The following is a 22,465-nucleotide window of genomic DNA, read 5'->3' on the forward strand; positions in this document are numbered from 1 at the left end:
CCCTTGTGACGCTGGCGAATTGGCCGTGTGGGGCGATGTTAGTGAAAATCGCGGGTCACGGGAAAGTCACGGGAGGTTTCAGTCGTACGCTCCGGTCATGAGCACGGAAGAGACATCACGTTTTGTACGGCTTCGGGTGGAGCTGGTTCTTGAGGTGCACGACGAGGGCGAGGTGACCAAGGCCGCGCTGCGCCGGCTCGCCGCCGATCCCGAGCTGCCGCCGGAGGAGCGGGCTCATGCCGAGAACGCTGTGACGGAAGACACTGCTGAGGCCCTCGCCTATCTCGTGGACCCGTTCGACCTGATCAGCGAGGTGCCCGGGGTGGAACTCCAGCAGGCCTCCTGGTCCAGCGAGCGGATCGAGTACGACCCGGATTCGCCGGACTGGGAACTGGACGAGGAGGATGGGGACGACGAGGAAGAGGGCGGCATCGGCTGAGCGGCCCGGGGAACCCGACCCCGGACGGCAACGCCGTCCGGGGTCTCGTCGTCTCAGGGGGCGTACGGACGGCTTCCGCACCACCCGTCCCGGGCGGGACGTGGTGTGGCCCACACATTCGATCTATGTGGAACGGGGCGGACCGGCCGTAGCGTTGAAAGTTCCCGACGGGGGCTTTCGGGGATTCCGCGGATTCGGCAGCGATGGAGAAGCGTGTGATGACGGACAGTAAGCGGCGCAAGGGCCTGACGGTCGCGTCCGCACTGCTCGGCGGTGTACTGGTGCTCACCGGGTGTTCCGGCGGTGACGACTCCAAGGCCACCGGCAACGGAGACACCTCCCAGGCCAAGGCCGACGAGGCGGCGGCCAAGAAGTCCTCCGCGGCCCAGATCACGATCACGCCCAAGGACGGCTCCAACAACGCCTCCATCAACAACTCGGCCGCCGTCACGGTCGCCAAGGGCACCCTCACCGGTGTGACCATGACCACCGCCGACGGCAAGGCCGTCGCCGGCGTGCTGTCCGCCGACAAGAAGAGCTGGAAGCCGACCACCCAGCTGGAGCGCTCCACCGGCTACAAGGTCGCCGCGGAGGCCAAGGACGCCGCGGGCCTCGTCGCCCACGAGAACGCCTCCTTCACCACGGTCTCCCCGGCCAACAGCTTCATAGGCAACTTCACGCCGGAGGACGGTTCCACCGTCGGCGTCGGCATGCCCGTGTCGATCAACTTCGACAAGGCGATCACCGACAAGGCCGCCGTCCAGAAGGGCATCACGGTCACCTCCAGCAGCGGCCAGGAGGTCGTCGGCCACTGGTTCAACGCCAACCGCATCGACTTCCGCCCCGAGACGTACTGGAAGGAGAACTCCACCGTCACGCTGAAGCTCGCGCTCGACGGCGTCCAGGGTGCCAGCGGTGTCTACGGTGTGCAGCAGAAGACGGTCACCTTCCACATCGGCCGCAACCAGGTCTCCTACGTCGACGCGCAGACCAAGCAGATGAAGGTCACGCAGGACGGCAGGACCATCAGGACCATCCCGATCTCCGCCGGCTCGCCCGAGAACAAGACGTACCAGGGCATCATGGTCATGCAGGAGAAGTTCAAGGAGACGCGCATGAACGGCGCGACCGTGGGCTTCACCGACGACGACGGCAAGGGCGAGTACGACATCAAGGACGTGCCGCACGCCATCCGCCTGACCAGCTCCGGCACCTTCCTGCACGGCAACTACTGGGGCGCGAAGTCCATCTTCGGCAGCGTCAACACCAGCCACGGCTGCGTGGGCCTGTCCGACACCAAGGGCGCGGGCGACCCGAACACGCCGGCCGCCTGGATGTACAACAACTCCCTGGTCGGTGACGTGGTGGTCGTCCAGCACACCGGCGACAAGACCGTCTCCCCGGACAACGGCCTCAACGGCTGGAACATGGACTGGGCGCAGTGGAAGGCCGGTTCGGCCGCCTGACAGCCCCCGCACAGCTCTTCCGATGCCGCCCTCAGGGGCGGCATCGGTGTTTCCGGGGCCTTTCCGGGGGCGGTCACAGCCTTCTCATGGTTCTTTTATGTCGGTCTTATCGCGCCGTCACGGTCCGTCCCTAGCTTGCGGGCATGTTCTTCACCTACCTGAGGCGCGAACTGCGCCGCCGCAGAAAGGCGGCCCTGGTCGTCGCCTCCGGCCTCGCTCTGGGCATCGCACTGGTCATCGTGGTCAACTCCGTGTCCAGCGGCATGGGGAAGGCGCAGGACAAGGTCCTGCAGTCGCTGTACGGACTGGGCACGGACATGACCGTCACCAAGGCGGCGTCGGCGTCCACCGGCGACGCCCAGCGGCCCCGCTTCCGGTTCGACGCCCGCAACGACGGCGACGACTCCACCCAGAGCAGCGACCGCGTCATGGTGCAGGGCTTCCAGACGCTGTCGGCCTCGACCGTGACCAAGGTCGGCGCGCAGTCCGGCGTCTCGGACGCGGTCGGCGGGCTGAGCCTGCAGGTCATCAAGATCAGCGGCCAGTTCACGCGCGGCCAGTTCCAGCAGAACGGCAACGGAGGCAGCCGGCTCGGCGGCCCCGGCGCGACCGGCCGGCCGCAGGGTGAAGTGCGGGGCGGCGGCGCCGACTTCGGCGTCAGCAACTACTCCGTCTACGGCACCGACGTCACCAAGCCGGCCCTCGGCCCGCTGACCTCCTCGAAGATCACCAGCGGTCGTACGTTCAGGACGACGGAGACGAACGCCAAGGTCGTCGTGGCCGACTCGGCCTACGCCAAGCAGAAGAAGTACAAGGTCGGCTCCACCGTCACCGTCAAGGGCGTCAAGTTCGAGGTGATCGGCATCGCCACCGCCGACAGCGGTGACCCGGCGGCCAACCTGTACATCCCGCTGGGGCAGGCGCAGGCCCTCAGCGACTCGAAGAACAAGGTCACCACGATCTACGTCAAGGCGACCGACTCGCAGAAGATCGGCACCGTCAAGTCGGCCATCCAGAAGAACGTCTCGGGTACGACGGTCACCACCTCGGCCGACCTCGCGGACACCGTCTCCGGCTCCCTGTCCACCGCCTCCTCCCTCGCCACCAACGTCGGCAAGTGGCTGTCCATCGCGGTGCTGGTTGCCGCGTTCCTGGTCGCGGGGCTGCTCACCTCCTCCGCCGTCTCCCGGCGCGTCCGCGAGTTCGGCACGCTGAAGGCCCTGGGCTGGAAGTCCGGCCGGGTGACCCGGCAGGTGGTCGGCGAGGCCGTCGTCAACGGCCTGGTGGGCGGCGCCCTCGGCATCGCGCTCGGCCTGGCCGGCGCGTACGCCGTCACGGCCATCAGCCCGAGCCTCGAGGCCCAGCTCGGTGGCACGGGCGGCGGCTTCGGCGGAGGGCCCGGCGGCCCTGGCAGCGGCGGCTTCGGCGGCCCCGGCCGACAGACGGCGAAGACCCTGGAGGTGGCACTTACGGCCCCGGTCAGCGCGACGACGATCGCCCTCGCTGTGGGTCTGGCGGTGGCCGGCGGCCTGATCGCGGGGGCGTTCGGAGGGTGGCGGGCGTCGCGGCTGCGCCCGGCGGATGCGTTGAGGCGGGTGGAGTAGCTCGGCTTTTCGGCGGGGCTGACTGAGCCAACCAGGGGCGCGGGACCGCATCGATGTGCGCCTCCGCCGCGCGGGCGCGACCAGCCCCCATCCACCCGCAGCCAAAAACGATCCAGGAGCCACCATGTACGAACTGAAGAACGTGACCAAGCGCTACACCAGGGGCAATGACACCGTCCACGCCCTCGACGGCATAGACCTCACCATCGGTGACGGCGACCGACTCGTCATCCAGGGCCCCACGGGCGGAGGCAAGTCCACCCTCCTCCAGATGCTCGGCGGCCTCGACCGCCCCACCGACGGCGAAGTCGTCCTCGACGGCACCGACCTGGCCAAGCTCTCCGAGGCCCGTCTCACCAAGGTCCGCAGCGAGAACATCGGCTTCGTCTTCCAGTCCTTCAACCTCATCCCGACCCTCACCGCCCAGGAGAACGTGGAGACCGCTCTCGTCCCCCTCGGCATCAAGGCCAAGGAACGCCGCGAACTGGCCGCCGAAGCGCTGAAGTCCGTAGGTCTCGGCGAACGCCTCTCGCACCTGCCCTCCGAGATGTCCGGAGGACAGCAGCAGCGCGTCGCCATCGCCCGCGCACTCGTCAAGCGGCCGAAGGTCCTCCTCGCCGACGAGCCGACCGGCAACCTCGACGAGGGCATGCGCGACGAGATCATGGACGTACTCGAACGCCTGTGGAAGGAGCACGGGCTGACCTTCATCATGGTCACCCACGACTCCGCGATCGCGAAGAAGGCCCCGCGGCTGGCCACGATCCGCAAGGGCAGGATCACCGTGCGGGAGAACGCGGGCGCCTGACGGCCCATAACACCGTTGGTACGGAAGTGACTTAGCGATTCTGTAACGGTGTCCCCCCTGGTGCGTAACAGTTTCGGGCAGCGCTTTCTTACAGTCCTCTCAACTATTGAGCCGTCTGATCACCCCCCGGCATACTTCGGCATCCGGGGGGTTGACGTGCAGGTGTGCGGGACTTCCCCCCGCCGGGTGAATGGGGATTCGCCCGGTCACTCATCTCCAGGGGGAGAACTTGCGCAGACAAGTGAAAAGAGCAGCTGCGGCCACTGTGGCCACTGCCGCAGCCGTCGCCCTCGCAGCGGGTATGACCAGCCCCGCGTCGGCGAAGCCCGAGCAGCGCGTCCCGGCCGCTGCCTCCTCGCTCAGCGTCAAGCACCACGTCACCCTGATCACCGGCGACCGTGTCGCCCTCGACGCCAAGGGCCGCGTCGTCGGCCTCCAGCGGGCCAAGGGGCGGGAGCACATCCCCGTCCAGGTCCGCAAGGCCGACGGACACACGCTCGTCATTCCCGCCGACGCGGCCCGCCTGGTCGCCTCCGGCAAGCTGGACCAGCGGCTGTTCGACATCACCGAGCTGAACAAGGCCGCCACCCGCAAGGCCCAGAAGAACGGCCTGAAGGTCATCGTCGGCTACCGCGGTTCCGCCACGGCCGCCAAGCAGGACGTCCGCGACGCGGGCCACCTGCGCCGCAGCCTCACCGCGCTGAACGCGGACGCGGTGCAGACCCCGGTCAAGGACACCGCGGAGCTGTGGAACGCCGTCACCGACGGCGACAAGGCCGCCTCCGGCATCGCGCACGTCTGGCTCGACGGCGTCCGCAAGGCCTCGCTCGACAAGTCGGTGCCGCAGATCGGCGCCCCGGTCGCGTGGGCCGCGGGCTACACCGGCAAGGGCGTCAAGGTCGCCGTCCTGGACACGGGTGTGGACACCAGTCACCCGGACCTCAAGGACCAGGTGATCGACTCCAAGAACTTCACCGCCGCGGCCGACGCCAAGGACCACTTCGGTCACGGTACGCACGTCGCCTCCATCGTGGCGGGCACCGGCGCCAAGTCGGGCGGCAAGTACAAGGGCGTCGCCCCCGACGCCAAGATCCTCAACGGCAAGGTCCTGGACGACACCGGCTCCGGTGACGACTCCGGCATCCTCGCCGGCATGGAGTGGGCGGCCTCGCAGGGCGCCTCGGTCATCAACCTGAGCCTCGGCGGCTACGACACGCCGGAGATCGACCCGCTCGAGGCCGAGGTCAACAAGCTCTCCGCCGAGAAGGGCATCCTGTTCGCGATCGCCGCGGGCAACGAGGGCCCCCAGTCGATCGGTTCGCCGGGCAGCGCGGACGCCGCGCTCACCGTCGGCGCGGTCGACGACAAGGACAAGCTGGCCGACTTCTCCTCGACCGGCCCGCGCACCGGCGACGGCGCCATCAAGCCGGACGTCACCGCGCCCGGTGTGGACATCACCGCCGCCGCGGCCAAGGGCAGCGTCATCGACCAGGAGGTCGGTGAGAAGCCCGAGGGCTACCTGACCATCTCCGGTACGTCGATGGCCACCCCGCACGTCGCGGGCGCCGCCGCGATCCTGAAGCAGGAGCACCCCGACTGGGGCTACGCCGAGCTGAAGGGCGCGCTCACCGGCTCCGCCAAGGGCGGCAAGTACACGCCGTTCCAGCAGGGTTCGGGCCGGATCGCGGTCGACAAGGCCATCAAGCAGGCCGTGATCGCCGACCCGGTGTCGGTCAGCTTCGGTGTGCAGCAGTGGCCGCACACCGACGACACCCCGGTCACCAAGCAGGTGTCGTACCGCAACCTCGGCGACAAGGACGTCACCCTCAACCTGACCAGCACCGCCACCGACCCCAAGGGCCAGGCGGCGCCGGCGGGCTTCTTCAAGCTCGCCGCGACCAAGGTGACGGTCCCGGCGCACGGCAAGGCCTCCGTCGACCTGACGGTCAACACCAAGCTGGGCGGCACCCTCGACGGCGCCTACTCCGCGTACGTGACCGCGACCGGCGACGGGCAGACCGTCCGCACGGCCGCCGCGGTGCAGCGCGAGGTGGAGTCGTACGACGTCACGCTGAAGTTCATCGGCCGTGACGGCAAGCCGGCCCAGTACTTCGACGCCGACATGACCGGCGTGGCCGGTCTGGCCAACGGCCAGTGGCTGAACCCGTACGACCCGTCCGGCACGGTGAAGGTGCGCGCGCCCAAGGGCACGTACATCCTCAACACCGCCACCTACGTGGACCCGAAGGACGCCGCCAAGGGCGTCGACTGGATCGCCCAGCCGAAGCTGACCGTCTCCGGCAAGCAGACGATCACGATCGACGCGCGCAAGGCCAAGCCGGTGGACATCACCGTCCCGGCCACGGGCCTGAAGTCCCAGTTCGCCTCGCCGGAGTGGGACGTCACGATCGGCAACGGCCAGTACGGCTACGGCTGGTTCCTCGACTCGTACGCCAACTTCCACACCGCTCACCTCGGTGGGTCGCTGCCCGCGGGCACGCTGTACCAGCAGTGGGACGCGCACTGGTCCAAGGGCGCCGGTGAGGAGTACGACGTCACCTCCGGCGGTACGGTCACCAAGCTCGCCACCGGCTTCACCAAGCACTACAAGGCGAGCGACCTGGCCACGGTGAAGGCTCGGCTCGGTGCCGCCGCGAGCGGCAAGAAGGGCACCGTCAACGCGGTGGGCTGGCTGCCCGGCAGCTCCGGCGCCTCCTCCATCGGCATCCCGCAGAACCTGCCCGGCACCCGCACCCTGCACCTGTCGGCCAAGGGCGGCGTGAAGTGGCAGCTGGAGTTCGAGCAGGACGGCGGGGTGGACCCGGACGGGTTCCCGATCGCCGACGCGTCCTACTCGGCCGGCGCCGAGTCCTTCACGGCGGGCAAGTCGTACTCGAAGACCTTCAACACCGCGGTCTTCGCCCCGCTGGTCAACTCCGACTTCGGTGTCTTCCGGGACGGCAACGAGATCTACGGCTCGCTGCCGCTGTTCGCCGACGGCGCCAAGCACGTCGGTTCGTCGACGTTCACCTCGGCGACCACGACCCTGTACCGCAACGGCGTCAAGGTCGGCTCCAACAACGACCCGATGTTCGGCGAGAAGACCTTCAAGGTGCCCGCCGGTGACGCCGCCTACAAGCTGACCACCTCGGTCAAGCGCTCGGCCAAGGTGTCGGAGGCATCCTCCCGGATCGACGCGGCGTGGACCTTCCGTTCGAAGAAGCCGGCGGGCGGTTCCGCGAAGCTCCCCGTCTCCGCCCTGTACTTCGGTGCCAAGACCGGCCTGGACAGCCGCGTCGAGGCCGGCAAGAAGGTCACCTTCCCGGTCACCGTCGAGGGCGCGGCCGCGGGCAGCAACCTGAAGTCCCTGACGGTGTACGTCTCCTACGACGGCAAGACCTTCAAGAAGGTCGACGTCCGCGGCGGCAAGATCACCGTGAAGAACCCGGCGAAGAACAAGGCCATCTCGTTCCGCGCCAAGATCGCCGACAAGAAGGGCAACACGTCGACGATCACGATCTACAACGCGTACTACGGCAAGTGAGCCGCCGTACCTGAGTAGGCCGTGAGCGAACGGCCCGCCGGAGCAGCAGCTTCCGGCGGGCCGTTCGTGTTTGTGTGCCTGTATGACGGCTCACACAGTCGAGTACATCCGTTACCGCGTTCCTGACCAGCAGTCGGCACAGTTCCTGGCCGCCTACACCCGCGCGGCCCTCCAGCTGGCCGCCGCTCCCCAGTGTGTCGACTACGGCCTGACCCGCTGCGAGGAGGAGCCCGAGTCCTGGATCCTGCGGATCACCTGGACGTCGACCGAGGACCACCTCCAGGGTTTCCGCCGGTCGGAGCTGTTTCCGCCGTTCCTCGCGGAGATCCGGCCGTATGTGGAGAACATCGAGGAGATGCGCCACTACCGGCCGACCGGTGTGCAGGGCGGCGGAGCTGCCGTGCCCACCCTGTACGACTGGGCGGGCGGCGCCGCGGCCTTCTCCCGCCTGACCTCGGTCTTCTACGACAAGGTGGTCAAGGACGACCTCCTCGCCCCGCTCTTCGCCGACCTGCCCGCCGAACACGCGGAGCACGTCGCCCTCTGGCTCGCCGAGGTGTTCGGCGGCCCGGCGGCATACTCCGAAACCCAGGGCGGCCACGGCCACATGGTCGCCAGACACTTCGGCAAGCACATCACGGAGCCCCAGCGCCGCCGCTGGGTCGATCTCATCCAGGACGCGGCGGACGACGCGGACCTCCCGAAGGACGCGGAGTTCCGCTCGGCGTTCCTGGCCTACGTGGAGTGGGGTACGCGCCTGGCCGGGTACTTCTCGTCCCCGGACGCGAAACCGCCGGCGGAACAGCCGGTGCCGAAGTGGACCTGGGGGGCGATGCCGCCGTATCAGGGGTGATGATCTTCAGGAACGTGCAGTCGGCCGCGGCCGTCGTCGTGACGACCTTGCCGGTCTCGTAGTCGACTCAACCCTGTCCGTGCGACGGCGTCGAGGTGCCCGTGCCCGCCCGGGTCGCGTCCGTGCCCCAGCTGGCCAGCAGGCGCAGGGACTCCGCCGACGGGGAACCGGGCTCGGCGTGGTATGTCACCAGGCCGAGGTCCGAGTCGCCCGCGAGGCGGAAGCCCTCGAAGTTCAGGGAGAGGTCGCCGACCAGGGGGTGGTGCAGGCGCTTGACGCCGTGGCTCTTCTCCTTGACGTCGTGGGTCGCCCACAGGCGGCGGAACTCGTCGCTCTTCACCGACAGCTCGCCCACCAGCGCGGACAGCCGCGGGTCGTCCGGATAGCAGCCCGCGTCCATGCGCAGGGCGCAGACGATGTCGATCGCCTTCTGTTCCCAGTCGACGAAGAGGTCGCGGTACTCGGGGCGCAGGAAGACGAGCCGGGCCCAGTTGCGCTCGGCGGGCGGCAGCTCCGACCAGTCGCCGAAGACCGCGGCCGCCATCCGGTTCCAGGCCAGGATCTCCGAGCGGCGCCCGACGACGTACGCCGGCACGCCCTCCAGCGCGTCCAGCAGCTGGCGCAGTACCCCCCGCACCTGCTGCTGCCGTGCCGCCGGCTTCTTCTTGTGCGCCTTCGGCTTGGCCAGGTGGGTGAGGTGGGCGTGCTCGGCGTCGGTGAGGCGCAGGGCGCGGGCGATCGAGTCCAGGACCTCCGCCGAGACGTTGCGTCCGTTGCCCTGTTCCAGCCGGGTGTAGTACGCCACCGACACCCCGGCCAGCTGGGCCAGCTCCTCGCGGCGCAGCCCGGGCACCCGACGGTGCCGTCCGAAGTCGCGCAGCCCCACGTCCTCCGGCTTCAGCCGGGCCCGCCGGCTGCGCAGGAACTCGCTCAGCTCGGCGCGCCGGTCCAGGGGCCGGCCGGCGGCTGCGTCCTGCTGTTCGTCCATACGGCCAGTATCGGCCGTCTCCCGTGGTCGTACGCCCGTCAGCCTGTCCCCGCCAGTGGTACGCACAGCGGTCGTACGAAGATCTGTGGTCTGGGTGAGCGGCGGCGCCCGCTGCAGGCTGGACGGGTGCCCGGTCGAAAGGCAGCCGGGCACGAACCCCCCTGCTAGGAGAACCCCGGCATGACCACTGTTGCTGCGTACGCCGCGCCCGCCGCGAAGGCTCCGCTGGAGCGGACCACCATCGAGCGGCGCGCGGTCGGTGAGTTCGACGTCCTGATCGACATCGAGTTCGCCGGCATCTGTCACTCCGACATCCACCAGGCCCGCGAGGGCTGGGGCACGGCGATCTTCCCGATGGTCCCCGGCCACGAGATCGCGGGTGTCGTCTCCGAGGTCGGTCCCGGTGTCACCAAGTACGCCGTGGGCGACCGGGTGGGCGTCGGCTGCTTGGTCGACTCCTGCCGCGCGTGCGAGAACTGCCTCAAGGGCCTGGAGCAGTACTGCCTGGGCGGCAACGTCGGCACCTACAACGCCGTCGGCAAGGACGGCGAGCCCACCTACGGCGGCTACTCGCAGAAGATCGTCGTCGACGAGAACTTCGTCGTACGGATCCCGGACGGCCTGTCCCTGGACGTGGCCGCCCCGCTGCTGTGCGCCGGCATCACCACGTACTCCCCGCTGCGGCACTGGAACGCCGGCCCCGGCAAGAAGGTCGCGGTCGTCGGGCTCGGCGGCCTCGGCCACATGGCGGTCAAGATCGCGCACGCGATGGGCTCCGAGGTCACCGTGCTCTCGCAGTCCCTGCGCAAGAAGGACGACGGGCTGAAGCTGGGCGCCGACCACTACTACGCCACCAGCGACCCGAAGACCTTCGAGGAGCTGGCCGGCACCTTCGACCTGATCATCTCGACGGTGTCGGCGCCGCTGGACTTCGGCGCGTTCCTGTCGCTGCTCAGGACCGACGGCGCGCTGGTGAACGTGGGTGCCCCCGAGGAGCCGATCTCCCTCAACCTGTTCTCGGTGATCGCCGGCCGCAAGACCCTCGCGGGCTCGGGCATCGGCGGCATCCGGGAGACCCAGGAGATGCTCGACTTCTGCGCCGAGCACGGCATCGGTGCGGAGATCGAGCTGATCAGCGCCGCGGAGATCAACGAGGCGTACGAGCGGGTGCTGGCGAGCGACGTCCGGTACCGCTTCGTGATCGACACGGCGACCATCTGACGCCGTTCGGTTCCGCCGCGTGGGGGCTGTGCGCGCCCACGCGGCGAAGCCGTGTCCCGGCACAGGTGCTAGGCGAGACCGAAGGCCTCACCGGCCCCGTACTCCCGCACCGCCACACCCCTCTCCCCGCCCGGCCGTACGACATGAACGCGCCCGGCCCCCGCCACCCGGCAACCCCCGCCGTCCACCTCGACCGCGGTGTTCTCGTCGACGGCGACGCCGTACGGTGCCTCTCCGCGGCCCACCACCGCGACCAGCCGCCCCAGCGTGCCCCACTGCGCTGCGTGCACATCCACGGCGAACGGCACGAGCCCGAGCCCCGCCCGTACGTCGATCTCCCCGAGATCCTCCGCGGTGTCCGCCGGGCACACCGGCACCCCGTCCGCCAGCCATCCCCCGACCACGGCCCGCCGCGCCGCCACGGCGGCGCCCGCGGAGAACCCCGCGTAGGGCAGCCCCCGGTCGGCGAGCAGCCGCGGCAGGCGGTCCAGGCACCCGGCGAACGCCTCCTGGTAGGCGGGTGTCAGCCCACCGCACACCAGGAGCCCGTCCACGCCGTCCAGTGCCCCGTCGGGCTCGAACCGGCCCCCGAGCGGTACCAGCAACGGCACGGGCGAGCACGAGCCGGCCTTCCGCAGCGCACCCGCGTATCGCTCGAACTGCTCGGCCCCGTCCCCTTCGTCGACGATCACGCAGCCGATCCGCGGCACCTCCCCACCGCGCACCGCCGCCTGCCGCAGAAACGGCTCGTACACCTCCGGCACGTCCCAACCGCCACCGATCAGAAACGCGGAACCGCTCATCCGGACCCTCCCCTTGCGCCAAGTGTGAAGGTGCGAATGTACGAGGACGCGGCAACCGCGGTCGCCTGAATTACCCGAGTCCGTTCATGCGGGCGGCAGCGGCTGCTCCGTCCAGACGGTCTTGCCGTCGCGGGAGTAGCGGGTGCCCCACCGCTCCGTGAGCTGCGCGACCAGGAAGAGCCCGCGTCCGCCCTCGTCCGTGGTGAGAGCCCGCCGCAGGTGCGGGGAGGTGTGGCTGGTGTCGGACACCTCGCAGCTCAGGGAGTGCGTACGGATGAGGCGCAGGGTGACGGGTCCGGACCCGTACCGGTAGGCGTTGGTGACCAGCTCGCTGGCGACCAGCTCGGTGGTGAAGGCCAGTTCGGTCAGCCCCCATTCGGTCAGTTTCGCCGTGGTCAGCTCCCTGGCACGGGCGGCGGAGGTCGCTTCCAGGGGCAGCTGCCACGAGGCGACGTTCTGCGGCCGCAGCACCCGGGTGCGGGCGATGAGAAGCGCGATGTCGTCGCTGGGGAGGTGGTCCTTGGGCAGCAGCGCGTCGACCACGGAGTGGCAGGTCTCTTCCAGCGGCTCCTCGGTGTGGGCGAGACATGCGCGCAGGTGTGCCAGCGCGGTGTCTATGTCGCCGTTGCGCGCCTCCAGGAGGCCGTCCGTGTAGAGCGTGAGCAGGCTGCCCTCGGGGAGGTCCAGATCGTATGTCTCGAAGGGCAGACCGCCCAGGCCCAGCGGTGGCCCCGCGGGCGGATCGAGCACGGTCACCTCGCCGTCCGGGGTGGACACCACCGGTGCCGGGTGGCCGGCGCGTGCCAGGGAGCAGTGCTGGGACACCGGATCGTAGACCGCGTAGAGGCAGGTGGCCCCGACCACCTGCTCGATCGCCGTCCGGTTGTCGTCGGCGTTCGCCTCCAGCTCGGTGGCCAGCAGGCTGACCAGATCGTCCAGCCCCGTCATCACCTCGTCCGGCTCCAGGTCGAGGCTGGCCAGGGTGCGTGCGGCGGCGCGCAGACGGCCCATCGAGGCCGCGGCGTGGATGCCGTGGCCGACCACGTCTCCCACCACGAGGGCGACCCGGGCCCCCGACAACGGGATCACGTCGAACCAGTCACCGCCGATGCCCGGTTCACCGCTGGCCGGGAGATACCGGCACGCCACCTCCACGGCCGGCAGATCGGACACCGCGCTCGGCAGCAGACTGCGCTGGAGGGTCAGCGCGGCGCTCTGCTGCTGGGTGAAGCGGCGCGCGTTGTCGATGGAGACGGCCGCACGCGAGGCGAGCTCCTGGGCCACCGCGGCGTCGTCGTCCTCGAAGGGCTCCGGAGTGCGCGACCGCCACAGGCTCACCACGCCCAGCACCAGGCCGCGTGCCAGCAGGGGCACCGCGATCATCGAATGAACACCGAGGCCCAGGGCGATCTCGATCCGCCGCCGGTCCATGGCGTACCACTCGGGGCGCAGGGACAGCAGCCCGTCGAGAATCGGGCGACGCTCGGTCAGGCACCGCGCCTGCGGGGATTCCGGAAGCAGCGGGACCACGTCGCCCTCCTGGTACGGGACACGGTTCTCCGGTGGTGAGAGGGCGACCCGGACCAGCGGACCCGCCGTACCGGGGCCTGGTTCGTCACCGAGTGTCACGGGCTTGAGAAGGTCCACCGAGCAGTAGTCGGCCAGGTCGTGAGCGGCCGCCTCGGCGAGTTCCCGAGCGGTCTGGGCCACGTCCAGCGAGGTCCCGATCCGGGCGCTCGCCTCGTTCAGCAGGGCGAGCCTGCGTTGCGCCCGGTGGCGGTCGGTCACGTCCTCGATCGTCTCGGCCACACCGAGGACCCGGCCCGAGGGATCTTCCATGCGGAACGCCGAAACGGACACGATCCGTTCCCGCCCCGGATCGTGGCGTGCCCGGGCGGACTGCTCCGTGAAGATCAACGGCTCGCCGGTCTCCAGGACGTGCCGCACCCGTTCGTCCTGCGGACCCGCGTCCTCGGCGACCATGAATTCGCGGGGGTGGTGACCCACCGGCGCCTCGGCCGGCACACCGCTCGCCTTGGCGACCGCACGGTTGACCCTGATCACTCTCCGGTCCGGGCCGTAGGTGACCAGACCGATCGGGGACCGCCGGTACAGGCCGTCCAGCAGCGCACGGTCCCGCTGCCAGGCGATGACCTCCGCGGCAGGAGCACCGACCAGGAGCCACTCCTGACCGCCCCCCTCCCGGGTGACCGCACGGGCCCGGAAACCCATCTCCAGACGGTGTCCGTCGTGGTGCCGGACGGGCAGGACACCGAACCACCCCCCAGCCTTCACGGCTTCCACGACGACGGACCGCACGACCGGCAGGTCACGGGCGTCGACCAGGAGGTCCTGCCACGCCCGTCCCAGCACTTCCTTGGCCGGATAGCCGAGCAACTCCTGCGCACGTGTGCTCCACGCGACCACGGTGCCTCGGTCGTCGAGCACGGCCGAGGCACCGTGCCCGATGGCGAACGGATCCTCCGGACTCTCGCTGAAATGCATCGACGGCGTCCCCATAGCCACCACCTGCCTCCGTGACTCCGATGTTCCTCCCCACGGAGTCCGTCCGCGACCGACGCCATCGGCGGACCCGGGCGCAAGGACACCGTCGTGCCGGGCCGGGGATCAGGTTCCGCATCCCGCCCGGCGGCACCGGACCTCGGCCTCGGCCACACCGTTCGGGCAGGTCACGCCCGTGCCGCCCAGGCCGAGGCAGCCGGATCCCCGCCGTGGCCGGGCTCCTCGGCGAGCCACTCGCGCAGGCCGGCATCTTCCTTCCGGCCGGCTCGTCCGGCCCGGCCCGACGGCGACGACCGGGGCCGGGCTCTCAGAGGCGGCTGTACTTCTCGATGTCCTCGGTGAACTCCTTGATCGCCTGCGCGGTGAGCGTCGGCCGGGTGTCGGCGATGGCGGTCATGTAGTCGTCGGTCCCGGCCGGCCGGCCCCTGCGCTCCACGACCTCACGCTCGAACGCCGCCTGCGCGCCCTTGCGGGCGGCGAACTCGATGTCGGCAGGGGTGAACAGTTCGCTGGCCTCGACCAGTCGGGTGAGGTCCACCGCATCACCGGCGGCCCTGAGATAGCGGGTCCAGATCGCCGCGCGGGCGGTCGGGTCCGGCGGCCCGATGGGGATGACGTAGTCGAACCGGCCCGGCCTCAGGAAGGCCGGATCGAGCGACCGCACGGAGTTGGTGGCGCAGGCCAGCAGCCGCGCGTCGTGCTCGCGGAAACCGGGGATCAGTTTGAGCAGCTCGTTGGTCACCCCGTGCCCCGGGTCGACGGCTTTTCCGGACCGCACGCCGGCGATCTCCTCGACCTCGTCGATGAAGAGCAGCACCGAGTCCAGTTCCGCCAGATCCGCGAAGGCCTCCCGGAGCGCCGCGGCCAGCCCCTCGCTCGTGTCGGCTGCGAGCCGGGACGGAAAGAGCTCCACGAAAGGCCAGCCGAGCCGCGAGGCGACCGCTTTGGCGAAGCTGGTCTTCCCGGTGCCAGGGGGGCCGAACAGGATGATCGCCTTGGGCGGGGCGACACCGTAACGGTCGGCCAGCGCGGGCTCCGTCAGCGGGAGCACGACACGGCGTTCGACCACTTGCTTCTCGCGCTCCATGCCGGCCATGTCGTCCCAGAGCCCCTCCGGGAGCATGCGACCGCCCAGCGCCGCGAGAACGTCGGCGTTGGCGGTTCCGGGAGGTTCGAGCTTCTCGAAGTAGGTCAGGTCGTCGCGGAACCCGTAGCCGGAGTTCTCCAGGGCCTTCGTCCCGGCGGCACCGGCGGGCAGCAGCGCGCTGATGTGGCGCGTGCCCAGCGCTCGCAGGCGCCGCTCCAGCTCGGCGAGGAGTGCGCTGCCGATCCCGCGCTCGCGCCAACGGGAGGCGAGCGCCACCAGGAGGATCCACCCTCGCTTGCCGTGCGCCTGGGCCACGGCCATGCCCACGAGTTCGTCCCCGACCACTGCGACGACCGCCGTCTGACCGCCCTTGGCCGCGGCCATGACCTCGGACACGGGAAACACCCGGTCCTCGCCGCCCCGGCGGCTCTGGTCCCAGATCTGAATGGCCTGGTCGAGATCGTCGTCGTGATAGTCGCGCAAATGCCAGGCGGGCATGGTCACCACCCTCAGCAGGCGGGGGAGTCTCATTATCCCAGCCAGGGCGTTCGGCGACGAACCCGGCGGTCAGCTGCCCCGCGGGCTCTCTCCTGCCGGAACCGCCGTGGACGCGCAGTCCGCCGGCGCCGACTGGGGTTCGGTGGCGACGGGGGCCCAGGAGCAGGCCAGCGAGCCGCCGACCAGACCACTGATCAGTCCGAGGAAGAGGCCGCCGAGATTCGCGACGGGGAAGGAGATGAGAGTGAGCAGGAGAGCGGCGATCCCGGAGAACACGCGAAGGTGCGGGTGGTACCAGAGGGTGAGCCCCAGGGAGATGAGCAGGACTCCGATGATCAGGGCTCCGGCACCGGACGTGGTCGCCAGGGCCAGCGGAATTCCGCCCAGCTCCAGATTCGCGTACGGCCAGTACAGGATGGGCAGTCCCGCCACCAGGGTGAAGAACCCCGCCCAGAAGGGACGTTCACCACGCCAGGTCCTGAATCTGTGCCGGGCCCGTGCTGCGACGACGCGCGGTCGGGGGCGTTCGGCAGGTACCGCCCGCCGGGGAATCAGAAGCATTCGTGACGGCCGTTCTCGAGCTGAACGCGCAGGCCGGGGATGTTGAACGTACCGGCGGTGAGCGCGACCGCGGTCAGGCGTACGTCGGTCAGGGTGACCGACGTGGCCTGCTGCCCGAAGCCGTCGGGGTCGAAGAACCGCGAGTTCCTGTCGCCCGGATTGACCGGCCCCTTGGTGATCTCTCCCTGCGCGATGCCCTGCTCCAGGCCCCTGAAATCCGCCTGCCCGGCCGACTGGAACGTCGTGTCGAGGAACAGGTTCGATGCCTCGACCGGTCGATCGTCTCCGCCGGTGAGCCTCAGCGTCTGCTCGCCCAGCACCGGGACCTCGACCAGCACGGACTGGCACAGCTCGCTGATCGTCGAGTACCGGGCTCCGGTGACCAGCACCGGCACGTGCTCGCCCTTCCTGGTCACGTCCACCATGCCGTACGCGCTGAACCCGCGGGCGGTCAGCGTGTCCGCGCTGACCTGGAACCTCTTGCCGGAGATGAGGAACGAGGCGGCCAGTACCCCCTGTCCCATGGCGATGCCCAGGGCGGCGCAGGCTGCGACGCTGGGTACCAGGACTGTCGCAAAACGCCGCCAGCGGGTTCTGCCGACACGGGGCGACATCCCGTCTCCTTCGGTCATGGCGCGAGCCGCCTCTACCTGGACGAAGCGGATGATTTCCTCGCTGCCCAGTGACGGATCCTAGGCTGCCGGTCGAGGCGATCGGCTGCACGCCGGGGCCGCCGTGCGGGTGACGCCCTTGTCGCTCGGCTCTTCGGGTGATGACACCCGGGGGGTCAGCCCTCGGCCCCGGCCACGCCGACCGGGCAGGACACGCCCGTACCGGCGAGCCTGTGCTGCCATGTGACCCGTTGGGCAAGCTGATGACCCTGGGTGTCAGCGTCTGTTCTTCGGCGGTGTCGCTTTCCACGCGCGGTCGAGGCTGCCGTCCCAGTCGCCGTCGCGGTCGAAGCTTGCTGCTCGGCATCCCCGTGACATGGGTGGGGCTGCATCGTGCCACCAGGTGGAATCGCCCACACGCATGATCGAGGACCCGCAGTGGCGGCACACCGGCTCCTCTACAAGCTCCGTCGTCGTGCGCTCGGCCACTGCCGTTGCCTCGCCTACCAGCTCGTCGAGGCGGAGTAGGAGTACCTTGTGGCCGCTGAGCTCCGTGTTGTCCGCGAGGATCCGCCTCGCGATGTACTGCGCTTCTCGTGCGACGCGAACGCGATCCTCAACTTCCGCCAGATCTCTGCGAGACCGACGGCTACAGTGCGTCGAACGGCGGCACGATGCGCACAATGATGATCAACGGCTCACGCGGCGCCACCAGAAAGTAGAACCATCCGCCCGCGGCATCCATACGGCGCAGACCACCTGGCCGGGGACCGTTGCCGAGGTCGCTGACATCGATGCCCATGCCGGCAAGGTCGACGAGCTGGGTGGCCAGACGCTCCACTTCCGCCACTACGTGAACGGGGACGCCACCCGTCACGTGGTCGTGGTCAGGGTCGTACTTCCAGCGCCAGTCCACGCTCACCGGGTGGGGAGGCCGATGGCCGCGTGGGCCGCGTCCAGGATCCGCCCGATCTGCGAGGCGGCCTGCAGCGCCTGGGCGGCGTCGCCTGATTCGGCGGCGTCTTCCCAGCGGCGGAGGTCTGCCGCCATTTCGGGCTGGCGCTGAATGTGAACGTAGACGGCCCATTGGGTCACGAACCGCTGGAGCGGCGCCAGATCGGAGCCCTGCCGGGACTGGTCGGCCGCCTGATCCAGCTCCCGGGTGAAGGCCGGTAGTGAGGCAGGCGCGATCTGACTGATGGCCTGCCGCAGCGCCGCAACCGTGGCCGGGGGCTGGGGGATGAGCGGTTGCCCAGCGGTGGAGGTGGTCATGGCTGCTCCCATGGGCGCGATTCTGATCCCGAGCGTCAGCGTATCGGCCAGGATCACTTTTGCACCGCTCGAACGAGTGAGGGAGAAGCGATACTGCTCCTACCTGCCGCTCGTCCCGCCTACGGTGGGCAACCCGGCCCCGTCCGGCGCTCGGGGCGGTTCACTCGCCCGTGACGTCCGGGGCGGGCGCGACACCAGTCGGGCAAGACGCCCCCAAGTTCGTCCCGAACGGGGTACTTAGCTTGACCCCCGTCCCGCCCGAGCCGCAGTAGCCTGCCGGGTCTTGTCCAGGTACTGCTGGTGCCAGCTCTCGATCGGGGAGTGGCCGGTCGCTCCCCGATGGCTCTCGTCCTCGGTCTCCGGGTAGCGCTTCGAGCCCGGCAGGCTGTGGAAACGCACCCAACGGTCGCCGTAGGCAGTGCGCAGTTCGTGGGCGATGGGAGACCCTTTCGAATACTGGCGCTGCCATAGTGCGGACAGGAGGTCCCTGTCGAGGTCGCTGCTCATCCCTCAGCCGACGCCACACCGATCGGGCAGGACACGCCCGTCCCGCCCAGGCCGCAGTACCCACCCGGGTTTTTGCTGCTCGAAAGGTACTGCTGGTGGTAGGCCTCGGCCGGGTAGAAGGTGCGGCCCTGCGCGGGGAGGATCTCCGTGGTGATCGTGCCGTGGCCGCAGTAGGTCAGGCGGCTCTGGTAGGAGGTGCGGGAGGCCTCGGCCGTGGCCGCCTGGGCCGGGGTGTGGGTGTAGATCGCCGAGCGGTACTGGGTGCCCACGTCGTTGCCCTGGCGGAAGCCCTGGGTCGGGTCGTGGGACTCCCAGAAGGTCTTCAGAAGGCGGTCGTAGGAGATCACCCCGGGGTCGAAGACCACACGGACGACTTCCGTGTGGCCGGTCAGGCCCGAGCAGACCTCCTCGTACGTGGGGTGCTCGGTGCGGCCGCCCTGGTAGCCGACCAGGGTGGTCCACACGCCCGCGGGGAGCTGCCAGAACCTGCGTTCCGCGCCCCAGAAGCAGCCCAGGCCGAAGTCGGCGAACTCCAGACCCTCGGGGTAGGGGCCGAGGAGCGGGGTGCCGAGGACACTGTGGTGCTCGGGGACCGTGTAGGCGGGCCGGTCACGGCCCTTGAGCGCCTGCTCGGGGGTGGGCAGCTGGGGTGAGCGGCCGAAGAGCATGAGGTCTCCCTGTCGGTCTGGAAGGCGGGGCCGGCCCGGCACGTGGTGCAACGGCCCGGCCCTGCGCCGCATTCCGGTCAGGCCTCCGCGGTCACCGCCCGCACCGTGTCGTTGCGGACCTGGCAGTAGTACGCCGCGGCTCCCTCGCCCCGGTAGCTCCACGGCAGCGCTTTCACATGCCCGTCGACCAGCTTGAACTGCTCCAGTGCCGCCTCGTGCCGGTCCTGGAGGTGGAGGTAGAACGCCAGCAGGTGACGCAGCTGTGCCAGGCCCGGGTGGGCGGGGTCGGCGGCCGCCGCGTCCGTGAGGGCCGCGTCGACCCTGGCGACCATCTCGGGCGTGTTGTCGGCCGCGGTGTCGGTCGACTCGTCGTGCTCGAAGTGCGCGATGAGCGGCAGCGCGGTCAGCAGGCTGCCCAGGGGCGCCTCGGCGGCCGCACGCTCGGCGAAGCCGAACGCCAGCTGCTGCGAACCCCGCCACTTCGCGCACCAGTACTGGAGAGCCGAGAAATGGGCCCCGAAGTGGTGCGGGGCGCGGGTCGTGATCTCCGCCCAGAGCTTGTCCATCTCGGCGTTGGAGTACCCGAGACCGAGCGCCACCCAGATCTCCGCGACGTACGGCGTGGGGTCGTCGGGATTGAGGGCGGCCGCCCGCGCGATCTCCTCGCGTGCGCCCGCCAGCGTGCGGTGGAAGCCCTGGGCCTGTTCCCGCGTCGTGTACTCGGCCGTCTTCGCACCCCGCAGCTCCCAGGCGAGGTACACCGTGCTCTGTGCCCGGACGACGGCCGCGTCCGGGTCCTCGGGGTGCGCGGCCTCCCAGGCCAGCAGCCACTCGTCGTCCTTGGCGGCGAGCGTGGCCAGGTGGCCGACGAGGGTCGTGCGGCGCTCCCAGTCCCGGCCGACGGTGCGCAGCGCCTCGGCGGCGGGCTCCCGGTCACCGCGGCGCACCGCGTCGAGGGCGGCGGCCCAGTCGGCGGGCAGCGGGGCGGGGTGGTCCGTGTTCTGCCGTTCGGCGGGCAGCAGACCGAGCTTCTCGGCGGCCTGCGCGGCCTCGGTGCCGTCGTCGGGGCTCGGGTTGAAGTACTCCTTGAGGAACACCCCGGCGATCCACACCACGAAGATCAGCGTGGGGACGGCCAGTACGGCCAGGATCCAGAGCAGCACGGTCATGGGAGGGCGCGGTCCGTTTCGTCGAGGGGGAGGCGAGGGGGAGGCGTGGGGAGCGTCGAACGGGCGGCGTCGCTCACGCGGGCTGTGCCGCCGTCGGCGGCAGCAGCGCCCGCAGTGGTGCGGTGTCGGGGTGGTCGGCGAGCGCCGCCTCCACGGCCGCTTCCAGCGCGGCCTTGGGGTCGTCGTCCGGGGTGTTCTCCGAGACCCAGCCGGGCAGCCGGACGACGGCCTCGCGGGACCAGGAGAACTCCCACTGCAGCAGTGAACGCGCGCTGAACTCGGCCAGCACCATCGTCCGCAGCATCCACTGCAGCCGGGGCCGGACGAACTCGCGGAAGGCCCGGCCCTTCGCGGCTGCCGCTTCCTCGGACAGCGGCAGCCGTTCCGCCAGCCGCCACAGCCGGCCGTCGTCGATGACGTCCAGCAGCGCGGACAGCGTCGCGGGCTGCCCGGTGTAGTCGGTGAGCGCCTCGTGCAGCGGGGTGCGCGCGGAGGACAAGTTCTCGGCCATGGAGGCGTTCAGCAGTTCCGGCCACTCGGCGGTGCGCCGGAAGGCGAGCACCTCGTCCGTCAGGGCGGTGTCCTCCAACGCGGCCAGGGTGCGCTGCGGGTCGGTGAGCAGGGCGAGGGCCGCGTCCGTGGCCTCCTCGGTGCGCCCGTCGGAGGGCAACTCCTCGATCCGGCGCACCCGTTCGGCGATCGGCGGATGGGAGTCGTACGGCGAGACAGGCGCGGCCGCCAGCTCGGCCCGCAGCTCGGCCAGCTCCTCTTCCCGGGCGGTCAGCAGCCGGCCGAAGCCGCCGAAGAACTCGCCGTGCGGCGGCAGCAGCCGTGCCGGCAGGCCCAGGGTGGCGTAGGAGTCGAGGTAGAACTCGTGGGATTCGGCCAGGACCGGGATCTCGCGCAGCGCCGACGCGGTCGCGTCGCGCCCGGCGATCCGGGCGGCGGCCAGGTCGGCCGCGTACTCCTGGGCGCGGGCCGTGGACAGGGAGGCGCGCAGGTAGAGCTTGCCGTAGGCGGTGTAGATCTTCGCCATCGTCCGGTACGTCGCCCCGGCTCCGGCGGTGTCGATCCGCTTCGCCTTCCTGCCCTTCGCGACCCGCTTGGCGGAGGCCTGCTCCTGACGCGCGCGCTCGGCGGCCACCTTGCCGTCGGCCTTGGCATGGAACTGTCCGATGACCCGGGCGATCTGCACCCGGCCGCGTACCACGAGCGCGGACAGCCGGGTGTCGCCGCCGGTGAAGTGGCCGTACTCGTGGGCGAGTACGCCGCGCAGCTGCGCCTCGGTGAGACCGGTCAGCAGCGGCACGCCGAGGAAGAGGCGGCGCGGGCCGGGGAGCAGGCCGAGGAAGCGGGACTCCTCGCTGACGGCCGCGTTGACGTCGGCGGTGAGCAGGATCCGGTCGGGTGCGCGGGTGCCGGTCGCCGCCGCGAGGTCACGGACCAGCGCCCACAGCCGGGGCTCGTCGGCCTCGGTGACCGGGATACCGGCCGGCTCCTCGCCCCGGGGTGTGCGCAGCATGAACATGCCGCGTACGACGGGGACGGCGAGCACCGCGGTGACGAGGAGGAGTTTGAACGCGGCCGGGCCGCGCAGTCCCCAGCCGAACGCGGCGACGTCGGCACCGACCAGCACCGCGAGCAGCAGCAGGCTCAGCAGATAGAAGCCGGACAGCAGGACCAGGGCGCGCAGCGCGCGCAGAGTTGCGCCCATCGGGCACGTCCCCCCACAGGACTCAGTGACATGGACATGGCAAACACCGGGCCACGGTGCTGCCGGTGAGTGTGGGGGGACTCGGAGCACGCCCGGAGCCGGCTCAAGGCAAAGCAAGAGCAAACTCGG

At 70.2% G+C, this 22,465-nt stretch carries 18 protein-coding genes; 7 read left to right on the forward strand and 11 right to left on the reverse strand.

The features are described 5' to 3' along the window. Positions 1-97 precede the first annotated feature (97 nt). The 6 genes from FB157_RS15155 to FB157_RS15185 all read left to right on the forward strand — a co-directional run bounded on the left by FB157_RS15155 (position 98) and on the right by FB157_RS15185 (position 8,714). Positions 98-439 carry a hypothetical protein gene (locus FB157_RS15155; RefSeq protein WP_145879851.1) on the forward strand — a complete coding sequence of 114 codons (342 nt, stop codon included), beginning with the start codon at positions 98-100 and terminating at the stop codon, positions 437-439. 218 nt (positions 440-657) lie between these two features. Continuing rightward, positions 658-1,905, forward strand: coding sequence for an Ig-like domain-containing protein (locus FB157_RS15160; protein ID WP_261386323.1), 1,248 nt, complete (start codon positions 658-660; stop codon positions 1,903-1,905). Between the two features lie 143 nt (positions 1,906-2,048). Next, positions 2,049-3,509 (forward strand): ABC transporter permease, encoded by a 1,461-nt coding sequence (locus FB157_RS15165; RefSeq protein ID WP_145879855.1) that lies wholly within the window; start codon positions 2,049-2,051, stop codon positions 3,507-3,509. Positions 3,510-3,633: 124 nt separating this feature from the next. Further along, positions 3,634-4,317 (forward strand): ABC transporter ATP-binding protein, encoded by a 684-nt coding sequence (locus FB157_RS15170; protein ID WP_145879856.1) that lies wholly within the window; start codon positions 3,634-3,636, stop codon positions 4,315-4,317. A gap of 241 nt (positions 4,318-4,558) precedes the next feature. Next, the gene (locus tag FB157_RS15180; protein WP_186581512.1) at positions 4,559-7,861 is read left to right on the forward strand and encodes a S8 family peptidase; all 3,303 of its coding nucleotides are present in this window, start codon (positions 4,559-4,561) and stop codon (positions 7,859-7,861) included. A gap of 82 nt (positions 7,862-7,943) precedes the next feature. Beyond that, the gene (locus FB157_RS15185) at positions 7,944-8,714 is read left to right on the forward strand and encodes a group II truncated hemoglobin (protein WP_145879859.1); all 771 of its coding nucleotides are present in this window, start codon (positions 7,944-7,946) and stop codon (positions 8,712-8,714) included. Between the two features lie 67 nt (positions 8,715-8,781). Here the strand turns inward: FB157_RS15185 and FB157_RS15190 are convergent, their stop codons facing one another. Then, positions 8,782-9,702 (reverse strand): helix-turn-helix domain-containing protein, encoded by a 921-nt coding sequence (locus FB157_RS15190; protein WP_145879861.1) that lies wholly within the window; start codon positions 9,700-9,702, stop codon positions 8,782-8,784. A gap of 180 nt (positions 9,703-9,882) precedes the next feature. On the opposite strand from FB157_RS15190, the gene FB157_RS15195 reads away from it, so the two are divergent. After that, positions 9,883-10,923: an NAD(P)-dependent alcohol dehydrogenase gene (locus FB157_RS15195; RefSeq protein ID WP_145879863.1), complete on the forward strand. Its 1,041-nt coding sequence runs from the start codon at positions 9,883-9,885 to the stop codon at positions 10,921-10,923. Between the two features lie 68 nt (positions 10,924-10,991). On the opposite strand, the gene FB157_RS15200 is transcribed toward FB157_RS15195, so the two are convergent. The 10 genes from FB157_RS15200 to FB157_RS15250 form a co-directional block, all read right to left on the reverse strand. Further along, positions 10,992-11,726, reverse strand: a complete 735-nt coding sequence (locus FB157_RS15200; RefSeq protein ID WP_145879865.1) for a Type 1 glutamine amidotransferase-like domain-containing protein — start codon at positions 11,724-11,726, stop codon at positions 10,992-10,994. 84 nt (positions 11,727-11,810) lie between these two features. Continuing rightward, complete coding sequence (locus FB157_RS15205; RefSeq protein ID WP_261386324.1) at positions 11,811-14,231, reverse strand: SpoIIE family protein phosphatase; 2,421 nt, start codon at positions 14,229-14,231, stop codon at positions 11,811-11,813. Between the two features lie 325 nt (positions 14,232-14,556). Further along, positions 14,557-15,834, reverse strand: a complete 1,278-nt coding sequence (locus FB157_RS15210; protein ID WP_145879868.1) for an ATP-binding protein — start codon at positions 15,832-15,834, stop codon at positions 14,557-14,559. A gap of 69 nt (positions 15,835-15,903) precedes the next feature. Next, a complete protein-coding gene (locus FB157_RS15215) occupies positions 15,904-16,266 on the reverse strand; it encodes a DUF6114 domain-containing protein (protein ID WP_186581513.1) in 363 nt (120 codons plus the stop codon). 119 nt (positions 16,267-16,385) lie between these two features. After that, complete coding sequence (locus FB157_RS15220) at positions 16,386-17,009, reverse strand: DUF6230 family protein (protein WP_145879870.1); 624 nt, start codon at positions 17,007-17,009, stop codon at positions 16,386-16,388. A gap of 646 nt (positions 17,010-17,655) precedes the next feature. Then, a complete protein-coding gene (locus FB157_RS15225; protein ID WP_145879872.1) occupies positions 17,656-17,928 on the reverse strand; it encodes a hypothetical protein in 273 nt (90 codons plus the stop codon). Then, positions 17,925-18,278 carry a DUF6247 family protein gene (locus FB157_RS15230; RefSeq protein WP_145879874.1) on the reverse strand — a complete coding sequence of 118 codons (354 nt, stop codon included), beginning with the start codon at positions 18,276-18,278 and terminating at the stop codon, positions 17,925-17,927. The genes FB157_RS15225 and FB157_RS15230 overlap by 4 nt, the downstream gene beginning before the upstream one ends. Before the next feature lie 503 nt (positions 18,279-18,781). Then, positions 18,782-19,453, reverse strand: coding sequence for a peptide-methionine (S)-S-oxide reductase MsrA (msrA, locus tag FB157_RS15240; protein ID WP_145879876.1), 672 nt, complete (start codon positions 19,451-19,453; stop codon positions 18,782-18,784). Positions 19,454-19,530: 77 nt separating this feature from the next. Beyond that, positions 19,531-20,622: a hypothetical protein gene (locus tag FB157_RS15245; protein WP_145879878.1), complete on the reverse strand. Its 1,092-nt coding sequence runs from the start codon at positions 20,620-20,622 to the stop codon at positions 19,531-19,533. 73 nt (positions 20,623-20,695) lie between these two features. Next, on the reverse strand, positions 20,696-22,336 hold the full coding sequence (locus tag FB157_RS15250) for a M48 family metallopeptidase (RefSeq protein WP_145879880.1): 1,641 nt from the start codon (positions 22,334-22,336) through the stop codon (positions 20,696-20,698). Positions 22,337-22,465: the final 129 nt, after the last annotated feature.

The organism is Streptomyces sp. BK340, assembly GCF_007827595.1.
In the GTDB taxonomy this organism is placed as follows: Bacteria; Actinomycetota; Actinomycetes; order Streptomycetales; family Streptomycetaceae; genus Streptomyces.

Bases quoted from the DNA above. Each gene is read 5' to 3' on its own strand.
- FB157_RS15165 (WP_145879855.1), top strand. From the start codon at position 2,049: ATGTTCTTCACCTACCTGAGGCGCGAACTGCGCCGCCGCAGAAAGGCG.
- FB157_RS15170 (WP_145879856.1), top strand. From the start codon at position 3,634: ATGTACGAACTGAAGAACGTGACCAAGCGCTACACCAGGGGCAATGAC.
- FB157_RS15210 (WP_145879868.1), bottom strand. From the start codon at position 15,834: ATGCCCGCCTGGCATTTGCGCGACTATCACGACGACGATCTCGACCAG.
- FB157_RS15195 (WP_145879863.1), top strand. From the start codon at position 9,883: ATGACCACTGTTGCTGCGTACGCCGCGCCCGCCGCGAAGGCTCCGCTG.
- FB157_RS15190 (WP_145879861.1), bottom strand. From the start codon at position 9,702: ATGGACGAACAGCAGGACGCAGCCGCCGGCCGGCCCCTGGACCGGCGC.
- FB157_RS15200 (WP_145879865.1), bottom strand. From the start codon at position 11,726: ATGAGCGGTTCCGCGTTTCTGATCGGTGGCGGTTGGGACGTGCCGGAG.
- FB157_RS15245 (WP_145879878.1), bottom strand. From the start codon at position 20,622: ATGACCGTGCTGCTCTGGATCCTGGCCGTACTGGCCGTCCCCACGCTG.
- FB157_RS15155 (WP_145879851.1), top strand. From the start codon at position 98: ATGAGCACGGAAGAGACATCACGTTTTGTACGGCTTCGGGTGGAGCTG.
- FB157_RS15160 (WP_261386323.1), top strand. From the start codon at position 658: ATGACGGACAGTAAGCGGCGCAAGGGCCTGACGGTCGCGTCCGCACTG.
- FB157_RS15185 (WP_145879859.1), top strand. From the start codon at position 7,944: ATGACGGCTCACACAGTCGAGTACATCCGTTACCGCGTTCCTGACCAG.
- FB157_RS15250 (WP_145879880.1), bottom strand. From the start codon at position 22,336: ATGGGCGCAACTCTGCGCGCGCTGCGCGCCCTGGTCCTGCTGTCCGGC.
- FB157_RS15220 (WP_145879870.1), bottom strand. From the start codon at position 17,009: ATGTCGCCCCGTGTCGGCAGAACCCGCTGGCGGCGTTTTGCGACAGTC.
- FB157_RS15205 (WP_261386324.1), bottom strand. From the start codon at position 14,231: ATGCATTTCAGCGAGAGTCCGGAGGATCCGTTCGCCATCGGGCACGGT.
- msrA (WP_145879876.1), bottom strand. From the start codon at position 19,453: ATGCTCTTCGGCCGCTCACCCCAGCTGCCCACCCCCGAGCAGGCGCTC.
- FB157_RS15230 (WP_145879874.1), bottom strand. From the start codon at position 18,278: ATGACCACCTCCACCGCTGGGCAACCGCTCATCCCCCAGCCCCCGGCC.